Origin of the sequence: Dyella sp. 333MFSha, from assembly GCF_900102405.1 — a bacterium.
In the GTDB taxonomy this organism is placed as follows: Bacteria; Pseudomonadota; Gammaproteobacteria; order Xanthomonadales; family Rhodanobacteraceae; genus Luteibacter; species Luteibacter mycovicinus.
This window is the reverse complement of record NZ_FNBR01000001.1, coordinates 394,236-411,755: the sequence shown is the minus strand read 5'-3', so window position 1 is coordinate 411,755 and position 17,520 is coordinate 394,236. Positions and strand designations below refer to the sequence as shown.

The window sequence follows — 17,520 nt, the reverse complement described above, 5'->3', positions numbered from 1 at the left end:
GCATCGGGCGTATGCCTGCCGATTATCTGATCCGCCCCATCGAGCCCCGCGACGATGCCGACATCGCCGCGGTCATACGCCATGTCATGCCGGAGTTCGGCGCCGACGGCCCGGGCTTCGCGATCCACGACGCCGAAGTCGACGCCATGTCCTCTGCCTACGCCCGCCCACGTGCGGCGTATTTCGTCGTCGAGAAGGACGGCCGTGCCATCGGCGGGGCGGGCATCGCGCCGCTGGACGGCGGCGATGACGAGACCTGCGAACTTCGCAAGATGTATTTCCTGCCCGAGGCCCGTGGCATCGGCGCCGCCTCGAAGGTGATGCGTGCCTGTCTGGACGCGGCCCGGCGCGCCGGTTTCTCACGTTGCTACCTGGAAACGCTGACGGGGATGGACGCGGCGCAGGCCGTGTACTTCCGGCATGGCTTCACCCGGATCGACGCTCCGATGGGTGGCACGGGCCATTTCAGCTGCGATCGCTTTTTCCTGCGCAGCCTCAATGACGGCGACCTGATCGTCGCGCCCAAACCGCCCTCGCTGGTGTTCGGCATCGACGACCCCGGCAAGGAAGACGTCCTGCCGCTGATCGAGCAGCTGCACGGGTACCTGTCCGACCTCTACCGCCATCCCCTGCCGCAGGCGATCGGCGTGGAGAACCTGCGCCGATCCGACACCACCTTCATGACGGCCCGTGTGGACGGCCAGCCGCTGGCCTGCGGTGCCGGTGTCGACCACGGCGATTACGTCGAGCTGAAATACATGTACGTCGTGCCCGCCTGCCGCGGCATGGGCCTGGGCAAGCAGATGCTGGAGGCCCTCGAACGCCAGGTGCGCGCGGGCGGTGGGACGAAGGTGAGACTGGAGACCGGCACCGCACAGACGGAGTCGATCGAACTCTACGAGCGATCGGGCTACCACCGCTGCCCGCCCTTCGGCGATCATCACGCCAATCCGTCCAGCATCTTCATGGAAAAACCCCTGTGATCCGTATCGCCGTCGAGGCCGACGCCGCCGCCTGCCACGCCATCTACGCGCCCGTGGTGAAAACCAGCGCGATCACCTTCGAGACCGACCTGCCGGGTGACGATGTCATGCGTGAGCGCATCGTCGCGCGCATGGCGCACCATCCGTGGCTGGTGTGGGAAGAAAACGGCGACGTTCTGGCGTATGCGTATGCGGGGCGCTTCCGCGAGCGCGCCGCGTATGACTGGGTCGCCGAGACGTCGATCTACGTGCACGAAAAAGCGCGCCGTCGCGGCATCGCCCGGCGACTCTATGGCGTACTGCTGGAGGCGCTGCGTCTGCAGGGAATCAATCAGGCGGTCGGCGTCATCACGCTGCCGGGCGCGACCAGCGTCGCCATTCACGAAGCCATGGGCTTCCGGGCCGCCGGCGTGTGGCCCAAGGCCGGCTACAAACTGGGCGAGTGGTGGGACGTCGGCGTCTTCAGCCGGTTCCTGAGTGAGCCGCAGAATCCACCGACCGCCGTCATTCCGTTCGCGCAGCTGGTCGCGTCCGGTCGTATTCAGGCCTTCCTCGCCGAGGCCTGAGCGTCGGCGACGCGGGAGCGTGTGCTCCCGCACAAAGCCAATCCCCGATGCCTCGGCTAAGATGGGCCTCTTTGCCAGTCGCACCGCGGAGTTTTCATGCAGCTCGAACAGGTCAGGGCCGTCATCACCGGCGGCGCATCCGGTCTCGGTCACGCCGTCGCCGGGCGACTCGTCGCCGCCGGCGCGAAAGTCGCGCTCTTCGACGTCAACGAAGAGAAGGGCCAGGCCGCCGTGGCCGCCCTCGGCTCGCACGCTTCGTTTTACCGCACCGACGTCACTTCCGAAGAAGGCGTGACCGCCAACGTCACCGCCGCGCAGGACGCCATGGGTGGCCTCAACGCCGTGATCAACTGCGCCGGCATCCTCGGCGCGGGTCGCGTGCTGGGCAAGGAAGGCCCGATGCCGCTGGCCAACTTCAGCACCACCGTGCTGGTCAACCTGGTCGGCAGCTTCAACGTCGCCAAGGCCGGTGCCCAGCTGATGCAGGGCAACGCGGCGGGCGAGGACGGCGAGCGCGGCGTCATCGTCAACACCGCATCGGTCGCCGCCTATGAAGGCCAGATCGGACAGGCCGCCTACTCCGCGTCCAAGGGCGGCGTGGTCGGCATGACGCTGCCGATGGCGCGCGAGCTCGCGCGCTTCGGCATCCGCGTGAACACGATCGCGCCGGGCATCTTCTGGACGCCGATGGTCGACGGCATGCCACCGCAGGTGCAGGAATCGCTGTCCGCGTCGATTCCGTTCCCGTCGCGCCTGGGCAAGCCCGAGGAGTTCGCCGACACGGTGGCCTTCCTCCTCACCAGCCGTTATATCAACGGCGAGACGATCCGCCTCGACGGCGGCGTCCGTCTCGCTCCCAAGTAATCCAAGCCACGACACCGAACGCCATGAAAGCATCCGAAGTCAAAAAGGGTAACGTCGTCGAAAACGACGGCACCGTCTACCAGGTCCGCGATATCGAACGCAGCGCGCCTTCCGCGCGCGGCGGCAACGTCACCTATCGTTTCACCCTGTACTCGATCCCGGGCAACCGAAAGTTCGATCTCAGCGTGCGCGCCGATGACGAAATCAAGGAAGTCGCCCTCGAGCGCCGCCAGGCGAAGTTCTCGTACATGGACGACGACGCGTTCGTCTTCATGGACGACGAGGACTACACCCAGTACACGCTGGACGCGAGCGTCGTCGGCGACAACGCCGGCTACGTCGTGGAGGACCTCGAGGGTTACTACATCCAGGTGATCGACGATGCACCGGTCGGCCTGCAGGTGCCCACGTCGGTCGTGCTGACCGTCACGGACACCGCCCCTGAAATGAAGGGCGCCAGCGCGACCAAGCGGTCGAAGCCCGCCACGCTGCAGACCGGCATCGAGATCCAGGTGCCCGAGTACATCACGACGGGCGAAAAGGTCACCGTCAACACGCTGACCGGCGAATTCGCCGGCCGCGCTTAATGCGCGTCGCGGGGCGGCATCGCGCGGTATCGATGCCGTTCCGCGTTTTCGCTCGCCGTCCAGTCAGCAAGGCTGCGGCACAATCGCCCGCTCAACGGATGAGCAAACCCACCCCATGAACAACGGCTACTCGCTTCGCGCCAGCGTCATCGACACGCTGATCCGGACGAAGCGACCCGACGTGCCCGTGCGCGTCGCCCTGCGCAATACCGCGGCCGTGGTGCTGCCGATGGCGCTCGGCATTTTGCTGGGCTATCCGCAGATCGGCCTCGGCATCGCGGCCGGCGCGCTCGACACGATGTTCTCCGACCAGCCCGGGCCCTATCAGCAGCGACTCAGCCGTTTGTTTCTCGCCGCGCTGGCCGCCGGTGCCGCATCGCTCGTCGGGTTCCTTATCGGCGACTGGATCCTGCCGATGTGCGTCGCCTGCCTGGTCTGCGGTTTCTTCGGCGGCATGCTCGTGGTGTTCGGCCCCGATATCGCGCGCGTGGGCATGACCAGCATGCTGCTGCTCGTGATTACGGCGGCGACGCCGAAAGGGCTGGTCGACGCCCTGAGCGGTGGCGCCCTCATCTTTGCCGGCGGCATGCTGCTGGCCGCCTTCTCGGTCGCGGCGTGGCCGCTGCAACGTTATCGCCCGGAGCGCCTGGCGCTCGCGGTCGTCTACCGCGGGCTGGCGGATCTCGCACGCAAGCCGCAGAAGGATGGCGAAGCCCCCGGCCTCGCCGACGCGATGAACACGTTGCAGAACACCCTGCTCGGCCGTCATCACGCGCGTGGCCGCGCCATGGAAGCGTTCCGCGTGTTGCTCGAACTGGCCGAACGACTGCGTCTCGAACTGATCGCCATGGCCGAGCTCGACACACGGAAGGACGGCATGAGCGAGATGTTCCGCGCCGATGCCGCGCGCGTGCTCGATGCGACGGCCGACGCACTCGACGCCGCCGAACCGCCGCAGCGGGCCGAGCGTGCGCTGGCCACCTTGCAGGCCAGCGAGCGCGCGTTGCTTGCCGGCTCCAGTGGCATGGGCCTGAGCGGTCATATCCGCGCCCTGTCCGGTCAGCTGGCCGCCGTCGTCCGCAACACGAACTGGGCGGGCTCGCGCGGTGAAGAACGCGCCCAGCGCGCCGAAACCGCGCTGCCCGAAACGCTGCGCAGCAGCTCGGCGCTGTCCACCCTTCGCGCCAACCTTACGCCTGGCTCGGTCGCGTTCCGCCACGCGGTGCGCTGCGCCGTCGTCCTCACCCTCGCCTTCGCGCTCTCACGCTACTTCGCCCTGCCCCACGGTTACTGGCTGCCGATGACGGCGGCGATCGTGCTGCGCCCCGACTTCGCGGCTACGTTCAATTTCGGTTTGTTACGCGTGGTCGGTACCGTGCTCGGCCTGTTGCTGACGACCTTCGTGCTGCGCCTGACGCCCGACGTGCCGTGGGCGCACCTGGCCGTGATGGGCGTGCTGTGCGTCGCCTTCCGTTACCTCGCCGTGGCGCACTACGGTATCGCCGTCGCCGCACTGACCGGCACGGTCGTCGTCCTGCTGTCGTTCGAGGGCGTGGACCCGAACGCGGCCATGACCGACCGCGTGCTCAACACGGCGCTGGGCAGCGGGCTCGCCCTGCTGGCGTATCTGCTATGGCCGTCGTGGGAACGCCATCAGGCACGCAACGCCCTGTCCACGATGCTCTGCGCGTACGCGGATTACCTCGATGCCCTGGTCGCGCCGGCCGACCGTCGCACGCGACACGAGGTACGCACCGCCACGCGTACGGCGCGGACCAACGCGCAGGCCTCGGTCGACCGCATGCGCGCCGAACCGGGCACGCCGGCCATCCTCCTCGAGCTCGCGGAGACCCTGTTCGCCAACGGCAACCGCCTCGCCCGCACGGCGATGGCGCTGGAGTCGTTGATCGATGTCGATGAGGTGCCTCAGGCATGGACGCACGTGGGACCGTTCATTCACGAGGCGGCGGTCGCGTTGCGGGCCCAGGCTGAGGCACTCACCCGGACCGAAGGCATCGCCGTACCGCCGTTGCTGCGCGACCACCAGCGCGGCTTGATGGCGTCGCTGGCGCGGTCGACCGATCGCGAGCTGGCCGAGGCGGTGGAGCGCCTGACCGACCGCCTGACCGACAACGTGGATACGATCGCGCACGTGGTGACGAGGCGGTCGGTGACGCCCGCCTGACCTCAAACCGCCTGTAGGAGCGCGCCCTGCGCGCGAAAAGCCTACAGCGGGCAACGGCTCCCCTTTCCGCGTCGCCGCTCCACAGGCTTTTCGCGCGCAGGGCGCGCTCCTACCGCGCGGCAGCGCGGCACCGTTGTTGCACCGCCAGAAGCCCCGGGCCTGCGGCGGGGATACACTCGGGCTATGCTCAAGATCGACACGCACGCGCATATCCTGCCTCGTGACTGGCCCGATCTGGCGGCCCGCTACGGCGATGACCGTTTCCCGGTCATGACCCATAGCAGCGGCCACCACCGCATCTACAAAGACGGCAAATTCTTCCGCGAAGTCTGGGACTCGGCTTTCGACCCCGAGGTACGCATCGCCGACTACGCCCGCTTCGGCGTCGGTGTGCAGGTCGTCTCCACCGTGCCGGTGATGTTTTCGTACTGGGCCAAGGGGCATCAGGCGCTGGAGCTGCATACCCACCTGAACGACGACATGGCACGCGTGTGCGAAACCCATCGTCGCCACTACGCCGGCATCGGTACCGTCCCCCTGCAAGCGCCCGACCTGGCGGTACGTGAACTCGAACGCTGCATCGACGAACTCGGCCTTCAGGGGGTGCAGATCGGCTCGCACTGCAACGCCTGGAATCTCGACGCCCCGGAACTGTTCCCGTTTTTCGAGGCCGCCGCCGACCTCGGCGCCGCCGTGCTGGTGCACCCCTGGGACATGATGGGCAGCGAGAGCATGCCCAAGTACTGGCTGCCCTGGCTGGTCGGCATGCCGGCCGAGCAGGCGCGCGCGGCCTGCGCCCTGATCTTCGGCGGAGTGCTCGAACGACTGCCCGCGTTAAGGGTAATGCTGGCGCACGGTGGCGGCAGCTTTCCCTACTCCATCGGTCGTATCGAGCACGGCTTCCGCATGCGCCCGGACCTTGTCGCGACCGACAACGCGCGAAACCCGCGCGAATACCTCTCCCGCCTGTTCTTCGATTCCTGCGTGCACGACGACGCGGCACTCCGCTATCTGCTGGCGACCGCAGGCACGGACCGCGTCATGCTCGGCACGGACTACCCGTTCCCCCTGGGAGAGCAGGAACCCGGCAGCGGTATCGACGCGCTTGGCCTCGGCGACACCGAGCGGGCGCGCCTGTTCCACGGTACGGCCCTGGAATGGCTCGGCGTGCCGCTGTCCCGTTTCCAGGCGGTCGCTGCCGTGGCGTGACGTGACGTGACGCAGCGCACAGCGGCCCTCGTCATAAGCGCACCGGCACTGTGCAAAAATGGCGGGATAGCGCGGCACCGCCGCTGGACCAGGGGAATCCGAATCGTGAACCGCTCTGTGCATGCCTTTCTGCTCGGCCTTCTGCTGGCCAGCCCTGTCGCTGGCGCTGCCGATATTTCCATGGCCGATGGCGCGATCCGCTTCCCGGTGCCCGACAACTGGGTGCCGATCATGCAGTCGCAGGGCGAAACGGAAACGCAGATCTTTCAGGTACCGGGCGCCAACGCGGCCAATGCCACCCTCGCCCGCGTATCCGTCACGCTGCAGAAAGTGCCCAATCTCAACGGCTTCCAGCAGTTCTCCGGCAACATGCGCAGCCGCGCCTCGGGCCTGACGGAATACGCGGCCGGCAAGGCGAACAGCCCGACCGAAAACGTCTACAAGGCCAAGGAAGGTACGGTAACGCTCGACTACTACGAGCGTTATTTCTACAGTGGCGGGTATGCGATCCAGCTGCGCTGCATCCGCCCCGGCGGTGACGCGAAGTGGAGCGCGGCGTTCGACAAGGGCTGCGCGGATCTGGCGGCCCGCATGCCCTCCTGATTTCGCAAGGCTCTATGTATGACCGGTTTCGAAGCGACGCGCGCATGGGCCGAAGCTCAGGACGCCGTGGATCCGCTGCGCGCGTTCCGCAATGCATTCCACATCCCGCCGCACGAGGGCCGTGACAGCCTGTATTTCTGCGGCAACTCGCTCGGCCTGCAACCGACGAGCGTGCGCGCGGCGATCGAAGCCGAACTGGGTGACTGGGCCGACCTCGCGGTGGAGGCCCACTTCCGCGGCCGCTCACCATGGATGCACTACCACGAGTACGTCCGGGACGCGATGGCGCTGGTCGTCGGCGCCGAGCCGCACGAAGTGGTGGCGATGAACACGCTGGGCGTGAACCTGCACCTGATGATGGTCAGCTTCTACCGCCCGACCGCCGAGCGCCCGGCCATCCTGATGGAAGCCGGCGCCTTTCCCACCGACCGTTATGCCCTCGAGTCGCAGGTGCGTTTCCATGGCTTCGATCCGGCGACCGATCTGATCGAACTTCAGCCGGACGGTCCGGGCGGCACGTTGTCGATGGCTGCCATCGAACGGGCCATCGCCGAACACGGCCATCGCCTGGCGCTGATCATGCTGCCGGGCGTGCAATACCGCACCGGACAAGTGTTCGACCTGGCGGAGATCGTCCGTCTCGGCCATGCGCAGGGCTCCCTGGTCGGCTTCGACCTCGCCCACGCCGTCGGCAACCTGCCTCTCGCGCTGCACGACAGCGGCGCGGACTTCGCGGTCTGGTGCACGTACAAATATCTCAATGCCGGCCCTGGCGCCGTTGCCGGTTGTTTCGTGCACGACCGTCACGCGCGCGCCGACGTGCCGCGCTTCGCCGGCTGGTGGGGCCACGACAAGAGCACGCGGTTTCAGATGGGTCCGGAGTTCGTGCCGACGCCCGGTGCGGACGGCTGGCAGCTTTCCAATCCGCCGATCCTCGCGCTGGCTCCGTTACGTGCGTCGCTCGATATCTTTACCCAGGCTGGCATGCCTTCTCTCGTGGCGAAGAGCCGCCGCCTTACCGGCTATCTCGACTGGCTGATCCGCACGCGGCTCGACGACGCACTGGATATCGTCACGCCCAACGATCCGCTACAACGTGGCGCGCAGTTGTCGATCCGCGTGCGCGCCGGTCGCGATGCGGGGCGCGCGCTGTTCGCTCATCTGGAGCAGCATGGCGTGATCGGCGACTGGCGCGAGCCCGATGTGATCCGCCTTTCGCCGACGCCGCTCTACAACCGCTTTGCTGATTGTTTCGGTGCCGTCGAGGCGATCGAAGCCTGGCGCGGGGCGCAGGCATGAGCACGCAGGAGCTGTTTCCCGCGCCCTATAGCGAACGCGGCGACGGGTTCGTCGTGCAGGCCGTTACGCACTGGCTGCGCACCGCGCCGGGGCGCGTGATGTTCGGCCTCAAGGCTGGCGGACTGCCTGTGGTCCTGCCGGATCGCCCGGCGACCGTTTCGCATCGTGGTGTCGAAGCAAGAACCGATGGGCACGTTACGGCGGTTGAAGATGTCAGCAGTGTGTGGCTGCGTGAGCATCCGGAGGTCACATCGCGCTATGTCGCCTCGTTGCGCGACGTGCTGAAGAATCCGCATGCCCGTCTCGATGGCTACGCTACGCAGGTCATTTTTACGGGTTCTGTTGAGCTGTATGCGGGGCCTGCGATGGACGCCGTGGATTTCGAACTCGATGATGAGGACGGGTCTTACGAGCGGGTGATCGAGCTACTTCGTCACGCGCCGCGCGATGGCCGCACGCCATTCGCGATGCCACCCGAGCCGGGGATGGGAAGTTTTGAGGATCCTCTCTTCCTTGCAGGAAATCAGGCCTGGATCGACGGGAACCGGGTGTTGATCGAGTACGAACCGGACGAAGGCGGCCGAAGCGAAACCGTCGCGCTGGATCGGGATGCGCTCGCGGACGCGATCGAACGCGCGTGGTACGCGATGATCCACGTCGCCGAGCAAATCCGCACGGGGCTCGCGCGGCCAGCCTGAGCGGACATCTCTGAAGGCGTCAAGAGACCGAGAATGAGGGTATCGATTCAGGCCATACCGGCGTGAATACGTCGGAGTCCATCGCAGGCAATTGATCGAAGTTTGGAAGGTTCGGTTGCCACCACTGAAGAACGAGTTGATAACTCATGATTACCTCTTGCTGGCGAAGCGGCACCGGTAAAGCGTGAGGAAGCCCGTAAGCAACGCGGCATGCACCACGGGATAAAACAGCACGAACGCATCGACATCCCCGCCAAGGCGGAGGCGCGGCGGAAGCAGGCCGAGAAATACACCAATGACAACGACCCCGGCAAACGACCACCCCATCGAGGCGGACGGCCGGCGTGCGACCCTCGCAACGAAGCCATACGCGGCAATACCCGCAATCGATCCCATGACTTGCTCAGTGGTGGTCGTGAAAGAGAACATCTGAAAGATCAGTACACCGATCGATGCTCCGAGGGGTAGGAACGAGAGGATTCTGACCATGGCTCGATTCCTCCGCCTCCCATACACGCTCTAAGTCTCTGGCACCAACCTGAAGCCTGCAAAAGCCGACCCGTTAGGGGGCATTTCGTCCACGAGACCTCAATACGGCGACACCCGCAAAGAGAGACGCGCACACGACGGCAACCAAGACAAAGGCTGCCCCGATCGGCAGCACATAGTGCACTCCCACGAGGGCCGGTGCGAACATGGCGGCCAGCGCAAGCGGCCCCATGACCCACCACCTCGGAACGACCACGAAGGCAAAGATAATTGCCGCAAGAAAGACCGCGTATGCCGACACCAGCTTGGCGAAGTTGGCGTTATCGAGATACCACATGAAGCGATAGGCGTAGCCAAGGTAATGGACTACCAATGCGCCGAGCAGCGCAGCGATCGCGGGTGCAATGCTTCTATTTTCACCGGCACCCACTGATAGCCTCCACCTGTAAAGCTACGACAATACGGCGACGAGCAACGATTCGACGGGGCTCATACGAGCGCCTTCAACAATATCTACCGCACTTGCTCGCGCCTGATTTCTCTGTGCGACAGGTTGACAGCAATCAGGTGGACCTAGCCAAAGTAGAGAAGCACAACAGCAAGGATCGCCAACTCTGTCAGGAAAAAGGAAATTAGTCGAATAACCAGGACATCGTCACCTTTCTTGCAAAGTTTGTAAGCGAGATAAAAATTCGCAAAGGGCCACACCATGAAAAACGCATAGCTTGCCGGTGACCCTGTTTTGAACAGGATGGTCGACAACGTGTGACCCAACGCAATCATGGGAAGCCACAAGACAATCCATAGAAAATTCTGCATTGGTCGCTTCTGACTGTACGGACAGAGCTCGTGTCCTGGCGATCATTCAGCAGGATGAGGATGACGCACCTGACCGTTGCCACGCACGACGAAGCGCTCCACCGTCAGCGACTCGGCGCCCATCGGCCCGTAGGCATGCAGTCGCGTCGTCGATATCCCGATTTCAGTGCCAAGACCCAGTTCACCACCATCGCTGAAGCGCGATGAGGCATTGACCATGACCACGGCGGAACGAATCGCGCGAATGAAGCGATCCGCAGCAGCCGCGTCACGCGTCGCGATGACCTCAGTATGGTCAGAACCAAACCGCCGAATATGAGCAATCGCCACGTCGATGTCGTGGACCACGCGCACCGCGATCACGAGATCGAGAAACTCCGCCGCATAGTCATCTTCACTCGCAAGCGTCACATCACCGACCAGCGCACGCGTCCCTTCATCACCGCGCACGTCGACCCCAAGTTCTCGCAGGCGTGCAATGGCCCGTGGAAGAAAGGCGGCTGAAGCATCCCGATGAACAAGCAACGTCTCGAGCGCATTGCACACACCCGGACGACTGGTCTTGCCGTCGATCAGCAGGCGCAACGCGAGATCATGATCGGCGTCACGATCCACGTAGAGGTGGCAGACACCCTTGTAGTGTTTGATCACCGGCACGCGCGCATGTTCAGTGACAAAGCGAATCAGCCCCTCCCCGCCGCGAGGAATGGCTAGATCGACGATATCGACCAGCTGCAGCAACTCGACCATCGTGTCACGGCGCGGATCGTCGATCAGCGTCAACGCCGCTTCCGGCACGCCCTGCTCACGCATCGCACGACGCAAAGCCGTCGCGATGGCAACGTTCGAATGCATAGCATCGGAACCTCCACGCAGGATCACGGCGTTCCCAGCCATCAGACACAACGCAGCCGCATCGGCGGTCACGTTCGGACGCGCCTCGTAGATCATCGCGATGACGCCGAGCGGGATGCGTACGCGCTCCACGTCGATGCCGTTGGGTCGGACCTCGCGCCGCGTAACGATGCCCACGGGATCCGGCAACGTGGCGACCTCGCGGATGGCGTTGGCGATCGCCGCGACACGCGCGTCGTCCAGACGAAGGCGGTCGAGCATGGCGGCGCTGGTGCCGTTATCCCGCGCTGCCGCCATATCGACGGCGTTCGCTTCGAGCACGGCGGAGACGTCGGCATCCAGCGCGTCGGCCATGGCACGCAGCAGGCGTTGCTTCGCCGCTGTATCGAGAGAGGACACGGCCGTCGATGCGTCGCGGCAGGCCAGGGCACGTTCGCGCAGGGTAACCGTCATCGTGGCCTCGTTTATTCGGGAAGGACGACCAGGTCGTCGCGGTGGACGACGTTTTCGCCATAACTGTAGCCCAGCGCCGCCTCGATATCGCGCGTATGACGGCGCGCTATCCGGCGGACGTCGACGGCGGCGTATTGCGCGATGCCTCGTGCGAAGACGGCGTCGCCATCGGCGATCTCGATGACGTCGCCGCGGGCGAAGTCGCCTTCGGCCGCCGACACGCCGCCGGGAAGCAGCGAGGCACCCTTGCCGCGCACCGCGTTGGCGGCGCCGTCGTCGACGACGATGCGGCCTGCCGGCGGCGCGTGTCGGAGCCAGTACTTACGGGCGGCGAGGCGCGTGCTGGGGGCCTTGAGGCGCGTGCCGGTCAGGCTGCCCTCGCCCAACCGGGCGACGCAGGCGCTGTCGCGACCGTCGAACAGTACGGTTTCGATACCCGCGGCGGCCGCCTTGCTTGCCGCTTCGAGCTTCGTGCGCATGCCGCCCGTGCCGGCGGCGGTGCCCGCCCCTCCCGCACTGGCCAGATGTTCGGGCGTGACGACATCGACGGTATCGAGGGGCCGTGCCTGCGGATCGGTACGCGGATTGGCCGTATAGAGGCCCCCGATATCCGAGGCGATGAACAGAACGTCGGCATCGACCAGCGCCGCGACGATGGCGGCAAGGTTGTCGTTGTCGCCGAGCTTCAGTTCGTCGACGGCGACGGTGTCATTCTCGTTGATGACCGGGATTGCGCCCAGTGCGAGTAATTCGCGCAGAGTCGAGCGTGCGTTGAGGTAGCGACGTCGGTTGCGGAGGTCGTCGTGGGTGAGCAGCACCTGGGCGACCGGGGAGTCGAAGAAGCTTTGCCAGAGGCCGATGAGGCGGGTCTGGCCGAGCGCGGCGAGTGCCTGGCGACCGGTGAGGCCGGCGGCGCGCTCGGGCGCGGCGAAGCCCCTGCCGGCGGCGACGGCGCCCGAGGAAACGATGATGACTTCACGGCCGGCGCTGCGGCTCGCGCGGACGAAGGCGGCGAGGCCATCGGCGTGTTCGTCGGTCAGGGCGCCTGTGGCGGTAGTGAGGAGGCTGCTGCCGACTTTGAGGACGGCGCGGTGCCAGTCTGGGAGCGGTTGGGGCGTGAAGCGCATTGGTGTTACCCCTGGCTTTCGTGCATCTGGGGTCGCCAGCAGGGCTGGCTCCTGCAGGAGCGGGAGCGTTACGGTGTCCGCACTCGTGTAGGAGCCAGCCTTGCTGGCAATGGTCAGGTCAGGTCTGTGAGCCTGGCCCGCAACGTATCCAGCATCAGATCGTGGCCCGATCCCGGCGATGTACGAGCAGCCAGGCTCGACTCCGGCGAACGCCCCTCACCCGCCGAGGCCGCCGTCTCCGCCGCCGCACGGTACGCGTCACGGAACGGCACGCCCGCGACGGCCTGCTCGATCGCCACGTCCGTGGCATACATCGCCGGCTCGATGGCGGCGCGCATCTTCTCGGCCTTCCACTCGAAACGGGCGAGCATGTCAGGCAGCAGTTCAAGCGCACCGAGACCCATGGAGAAGCCATGGAACAGCGAACCCTTCGAGAACTGCAGATCGCGCTGATAACCCGACGGCAGCGACAGCAGCTGCTCGATCTCGGTGCGCGCGGCCGCGACGCTGGCGTAGCTCGCGCGGAGCAACTCGACGACGTCCGGGTTGCGCTTGTTCGGCATGATCGACGAACCGGTGGTGTACTCCGCCGGCAGCTTCACGAAGTCGAATTCGGCCGTGGTGAACAACGAGAGATCCCACGCCAGACGACGCGTATCGAGCAGCGCGGTGCCGACAGCATCCAGCGCGGCCATCTCGAACTTGCCGCGCGACAGCTGCGCGTAGATCGGCGAGACCTGCATACGCGAAAAGCCGAGTGCCGCTGTCGTATGCGCGCGGTCGAGTGGCACATTGACGCCATAGCCCGCGGCCGTACCGAGCGGATTCGCATCGATCAGCTCGAGCGCCTGGCGCGCACGCAGCGTGTTGTCGATGAAGGCCTCGGCGAACGCCGCGAACCACATGCCCGTCGAGGACACGACGGCACGCTGAATGTGCGTGTAGCCCGGCATCGGCAATGCGTCGCTGGCCGCACGCTGGAGGCAGACCTCGGCGATCTCGCGGCACAGCGTCTCGAGCGTCGAAAGCTTTTCCTTCAGCCAAAGACGCGTCGCCACGAGGATCTGGTCGTTGCGGCTACGCCCCGTGTGCACGCGGCGGCCGGCATCGCCGAGACGCTCGGTGAGACGTGCCTCGATCGCCGAGTGGCCGTCTTCGAAGCGATCGTCGAGCACGAACACACCGACCGAAAAGTCAGCGGCCAGCGCATCGAGTTCGCGCAACAGCGCGTCGCGCTCATCGATGGACACCACGCCGATATTGGCGAGGCCTTCGACGTGCGCCTTGCTGGCGGTGATGTCGTGCAGGAAGAATTCGCGGTCGAGCACCACGTCGTTCCCGGCGAGGAAACGCATGATTTTCGCGTCGACCTGAATACCGGATTTCTGCCAGAGCGGCTGGGTCATCGTCAGGTCCTTAAAGCGGGATGGCGGTCAGCTCGTCGAAGCCGAGCGCACGGTTGACGTTCTGCATGGCCTGGGTGGCCGCGCCCTTAAGCAGGTTGTCCAGGGTGGCGACGACAACCACGCGACGACCGTCCACGGACAGCGCGAAGCCGCCCACGTCCAGGTGATGCTGGTTGGCGATCCGGCTGACCCACGGCGCCTCGTCCACGACATGGATGAGCTTCTCTTTCTCGAAACGCGCTTCGAAGCGACGGACGATGTCCTCACGCTTGGCCTGCTTGGCCAGATAGAGATTGGTGGTCACGGTCAGACCGCGGAAATGCGGCGCGACATGCGGCATGAATTCCACGGGCATGCCCAGATGACGGCTGGCTTCCTTCTCGTGCATATGCCCGGTGAGAGAATACGGCATGAGGTTGTCGCGCAGCTTTTCCGGATTGTTGCGGTCGGACGGCGTCGTGCCCGCGCCCGAGTAACCGGACACGCCGAACGACACCGGCGGCGCCGCCAGCAGGTCCTTGATCGGTGCGATCGACACCTGGATGGCCGTGGCATAGCAGCCCGGATTGCTGATGCGCTTCTCACCGCGCCAGCGATCGCGATAGAGCTCGGGCAGGCCGTAGTACCAGCGCTCGTCGAAACGGTAGTCGGCCGAGAGGTCGACGATCACCGTCGATCCGGCCGCCTTGTCGATCGCTTCGACGTACGGTGCCGCTTTGCCGTTGGGCAAGGCGAGGATCACGACGTCGGCACCCTGCTCCGCCACGGCGGACGGATCGAGGTTGCTGTACGTCAGGTCGCCGCTGTACGCGTCGCTGTGATCGGCCAGTCGCTGGCCGTCGAGCTCACGCGACGAGACGAACGCCAGTTCCAGGTCCGGATGACCGGCGATGAGTTTGATCAGTTCGGCGCCCGTGTGTCCACGTGCGCCGACGATGCCGATGGTCTTGCTTGCCATGACCGCTCAGTCCTGCAGGGTGGGAACGCGCGACGCGCTATGCGTGACGCAGCGTTCGATATCCGCGAAGTTGTCCAGGCCGTACCAGAACACCTTCCAGAGCGACTGCTTGAAGCAGCCGTCCGACTCCGCGTAATAGAAATGATTGATGACGTTGCCGTGGCGCGAACGCCAGAACAGTTTCGGATTCTCGTCGCGCATCACCTGCCACACCGCACGCCCGAGGCCTTCGCCCTGGGCGTCGTCCAGCACGGCGAACTTGTCGAGGTACGCGAAGCCTTCTTCCTGCGTGAGCACCATCGCGGCGCGATAGTTCTCCGACACGTACAACCGGTAGAGATCGGTACGGTCGAAGTAGTCCGGCACGGTCTTGCGGCCGAAGCTGGACTCGATCAGCTCACGCAGGCGCTCCTTGTCGACGCCTTCCCACGAATCGAACCGCAGCACGCGCTCGCCGCGACGAACGAGCGTGCCCGAACCCTTGTGGGTAAACAGCTCCTTGGCCAGTTCCGAAGGACGCGTGATCGAGACCGACGAAGTGAGCGGCAGGTCGTCCAGCAGATCCTTGATCTGCTCGATTTTTAGCCGCATGCCCGAATGCAGCCACGGCTGCTTGAGCAGCTGGTCGTACTCGGTCGACAGGTTGATCGAGTCGATGACCTTGCCGTCGCCATCGAGCAGACCGCCCGTGCCGGTGAGGAAGACGATCTTGTACGGCTGCAGCACGCGAACCAGTTCGTTCGCGGCGAAGTCGGCGTTGATGTTGAGGATCTGACCCGATTCGGTCTCGCCCAGGCTGGCGATGACCGGGATCGATCCCGCGCGCAGGCTGGCTTCGATCGGCGCGAGGTTGATTTCGCGCACGCGGCCAACAAGACCGAAGACTTCCTGATCGAGGAATTCGGCGGTGAACACGCCCGAGGGCACCGACGTGGCACGCGTATCGGCTTCCTGCAGGGCTTCGACCAGACGCAGGTTCTGTGCCTGGAACACCTTGCGGACGATCGCCAGGGCTTCGGGCGAGGTCACGCGCAGGCCGTTCACCGTCTTCTTCTCGATACCGGCGGCCGAGAGCTCTTCGTCCAGCTGCGGACCCGCGCCGTGCAGCACGATCGGCGTCAGGCCGACCTGCTGCAGGAAAGATAGCGACGAGGTCAGTGCCGGCAGGTCGTCGCGCAGCACGGCGCCACCGACCTTGACCACGGCGAAGCGCGCCGCGTCGAGCTGCGAAAAGCGCTTGAGGTATTGCTGAATTTCGCGCGCGCTGCCCATCGAGGACAGCAGGCGCACGATGGTCTTGCGGGTGTGCTTGTTAGATTCCACTGTCGACGATCCGATGGATGGTCCTGGCGTAATCCGCCAGTTGTTCGAGAAGGACCCACTCGTCGGCGCTGTGCGCCTGAGCGATGTCACCGGGGCCGTAGACGAAGGTGTTGTAGCCCGCCTTGGAGAACAGCGCCGCTTCGGTCCAGAAGTCCACGGCGTTGCCCACCGGGATACCGAGTTCATCGGCGAGGTCGCGCGCGGCAAGGCGACGCGTCTCCGCCGTGGCGGTGTCGCCCGCCGGCAGGGAATCGCCACGGAAGGTTTCGCCGTACTCGACCGGTGCCGGCTCGACCAGCGTGCGGAACGTCTCGAGCAGCCGATCCGCGTCCATCGACGGCAGCGGACGGAAGCCGAAACGGACATCCGCGGTGGGCGCGACCATGTTGGCCTTGATCCCGCCCTCGACCTTGCCGATGTTGAAACGCAGACCGGTCAGACCACCGAAACGCTCATGCGACAGGGCCTGCACGTGATCGAGCGCGGCCGCGCCCCAGCGAATCGCCTGGTGCAACGCGCTGTCCGACGGCTTCTGCTCGCCCGAGGCATGCCCTGCCCGGCCGAGGAAACGCATCTGCACCGAATGGATGCCGCGATGCGCCAGCACCGCCTCACCCCTGGTCGGCTCGGCGACGATGATCGCCTCGTAGTCGCGCGGCGTCTTTAGGAAGCCGTCGATGCAACGCGCATCGTTGGCCTCTTCATCGGTCGAGAGCAGCAACGCCATGTCACCCTGCGTCGCATTGGCCACGGCGACGAGCGCCGCTGCGGCACCCTTGATGTCGCAGGCGCCGAGGCCGATCGCACGGTCTTCCGTCACCCGCAGTTCGTGCGGGTTGGCGGTCCAGTGCGGGGAATCGGGCACGGTGTCCATATGCACGTTGAACAGGTACTTCGGCTTGCCGCGCACGGCGTAAAGATTGACGGCACCGGCGCCGAAGTCGGTCACCTGCACGTCGAACCCGGGAAGGTTCGCGCGCAGGTAATCGAAAATACCGTCGGTACCGATGGTTCGTGGTGGATTGCGCGTGTCGAAACCGACCAGCGCACGCAGATGGGTCAGGGTGTCTTTGAGAAGCTTTTCCATGAGCCTGGA

General features: G+C 65.5%; 17 protein-coding genes and 1 pseudogene. 10 read left to right on the top strand and 8 right to left on the bottom strand.

The features are described 5' to 3' along the window. Positions 1–11 precede the first annotated feature (11 nt). The 10 genes and pseudogenes from BLT40_RS20500 to BLT40_RS01755 all read left to right on the top strand — a co-directional run. Positions 12–497: pseudogene (locus BLT40_RS20500) on the top strand (GNAT family N-acetyltransferase); the annotation flags it as partial. Between the two features lie 42 nt (positions 498–539). Further along, positions 540–983: a GNAT family N-acetyltransferase gene (locus BLT40_RS01795; RefSeq protein ID WP_255358871.1), complete on the top strand. Its 444-nt coding sequence runs from the start codon at positions 540–542 to the stop codon at positions 981–983. Continuing rightward, positions 980–1,549 carry a GNAT family N-acetyltransferase gene (locus BLT40_RS01790; RefSeq protein WP_090350971.1) on the top strand — a complete coding sequence of 190 codons (570 nt, stop codon included), beginning with the start codon at positions 980–982 and terminating at the stop codon, positions 1,547–1,549. Before BLT40_RS01795 ends, BLT40_RS01790 begins: the two co-directional genes overlap by 4 nt. 96 nt (positions 1,550–1,645) lie before the next feature. Then, positions 1,646–2,413 carry an SDR family oxidoreductase gene (locus BLT40_RS01785; protein ID WP_090350969.1) on the top strand — a complete coding sequence of 256 codons (768 nt, stop codon included), beginning with the start codon at positions 1,646–1,648 and terminating at the stop codon, positions 2,411–2,413. A gap of 23 nt (positions 2,414–2,436) precedes the next feature. Beyond that, positions 2,437–3,000, top strand: coding sequence for an elongation factor P-like protein EfpL (gene yeiP / locus BLT40_RS01780; protein ID WP_090350967.1), 564 nt, complete (start codon positions 2,437–2,439; stop codon positions 2,998–3,000). A gap of 115 nt (positions 3,001–3,115) precedes the next feature. Beyond that, positions 3,116–5,185: an FUSC family protein gene (locus BLT40_RS01775; RefSeq protein WP_079522905.1), complete on the top strand. Its 2,070-nt coding sequence runs from the start codon at positions 3,116–3,118 to the stop codon at positions 5,183–5,185. Between the two features lie 183 nt (positions 5,186–5,368). Further along, the gene (locus BLT40_RS01770) at positions 5,369–6,394 is read left to right on the top strand and encodes an amidohydrolase family protein (RefSeq protein ID WP_036111806.1); all 1,026 of its coding nucleotides are present in this window, start codon (positions 5,369–5,371) and stop codon (positions 6,392–6,394) included. A gap of 105 nt (positions 6,395–6,499) precedes the next feature. Then, positions 6,500–6,997 (top strand): hypothetical protein, encoded by a 498-nt coding sequence (locus BLT40_RS01765; RefSeq protein ID WP_139382846.1) that lies wholly within the window; start codon positions 6,500–6,502, stop codon positions 6,995–6,997. A gap of 18 nt (positions 6,998–7,015) precedes the next feature. Then, the gene (gene kynU, locus BLT40_RS01760) at positions 7,016–8,296 is read left to right on the top strand and encodes a kynureninase (RefSeq protein WP_090350965.1); all 1,281 of its coding nucleotides are present in this window, start codon (positions 7,016–7,018) and stop codon (positions 8,294–8,296) included. Beyond that, entirely contained in the window at positions 8,293–8,994 is a 702-nt protein-coding gene (locus tag BLT40_RS01755) for a hypothetical protein (protein WP_090350962.1), read from the top strand. Before kynU ends, BLT40_RS01755 begins: the two co-directional genes overlap by 4 nt. A gap of 150 nt (positions 8,995–9,144) precedes the next feature. Here the strand turns inward: BLT40_RS01755 and BLT40_RS01750 are convergent, their stop codons facing one another. The 8 genes from BLT40_RS01750 to BLT40_RS01710 all read right to left on the bottom strand — a co-directional run bounded on the left by BLT40_RS01750 (position 9,145) and on the right by BLT40_RS01710 (position 17,511). Beyond that, complete coding sequence (locus BLT40_RS01750; RefSeq protein WP_036111789.1) at positions 9,145–9,483, bottom strand: hypothetical protein; 339 nt, start codon at positions 9,481–9,483, stop codon at positions 9,145–9,147. Positions 9,484–9,556: 73 nt separating this feature from the next. Beyond that, the gene (locus BLT40_RS01745; RefSeq protein WP_036111787.1) at positions 9,557–9,913 is read right to left on the bottom strand and encodes a hypothetical protein; all 357 of its coding nucleotides are present in this window, start codon (positions 9,911–9,913) and stop codon (positions 9,557–9,559) included. Positions 9,914–10,344: 431 nt separating this feature from the next. Beyond that, the gene (locus tag BLT40_RS01735; RefSeq protein WP_090350960.1) at positions 10,345–11,610 is read right to left on the bottom strand and encodes a glutamate-5-semialdehyde dehydrogenase; all 1,266 of its coding nucleotides are present in this window, start codon (positions 11,608–11,610) and stop codon (positions 10,345–10,347) included. Between the two features lie 11 nt (positions 11,611–11,621). Further along, complete coding sequence (proB, locus tag BLT40_RS01730; protein ID WP_090350958.1) at positions 11,622–12,737, bottom strand: glutamate 5-kinase; 1,116 nt, start codon at positions 12,735–12,737, stop codon at positions 11,622–11,624. Between the two features lie 113 nt (positions 12,738–12,850). After that, entirely contained in the window at positions 12,851–14,143 is a 1,293-nt protein-coding gene (locus BLT40_RS01725; protein WP_079522912.1) for an argininosuccinate lyase, read from the bottom strand. 10 nt (positions 14,144–14,153) lie between these two features. Then, complete coding sequence (gene argC / locus BLT40_RS01720) at positions 14,154–15,101, bottom strand: N-acetyl-gamma-glutamyl-phosphate reductase (RefSeq protein WP_079522913.1); 948 nt, start codon at positions 15,099–15,101, stop codon at positions 14,154–14,156. Positions 15,102–15,107: 6 nt separating this feature from the next. Beyond that, a complete protein-coding gene (locus BLT40_RS01715) occupies positions 15,108–16,424 on the bottom strand; it encodes an acetylglutamate kinase (protein ID WP_079522914.1) in 1,317 nt (438 codons plus the stop codon). Then, complete coding sequence (locus BLT40_RS01710) at positions 16,414–17,511, bottom strand: acetylornithine deacetylase (protein WP_090350956.1); 1,098 nt, start codon at positions 17,509–17,511, stop codon at positions 16,414–16,416. Before BLT40_RS01710 ends, BLT40_RS01715 begins: the two co-directional genes overlap by 11 nt. Positions 17,512–17,520 lie beyond the last annotated feature (9 nt).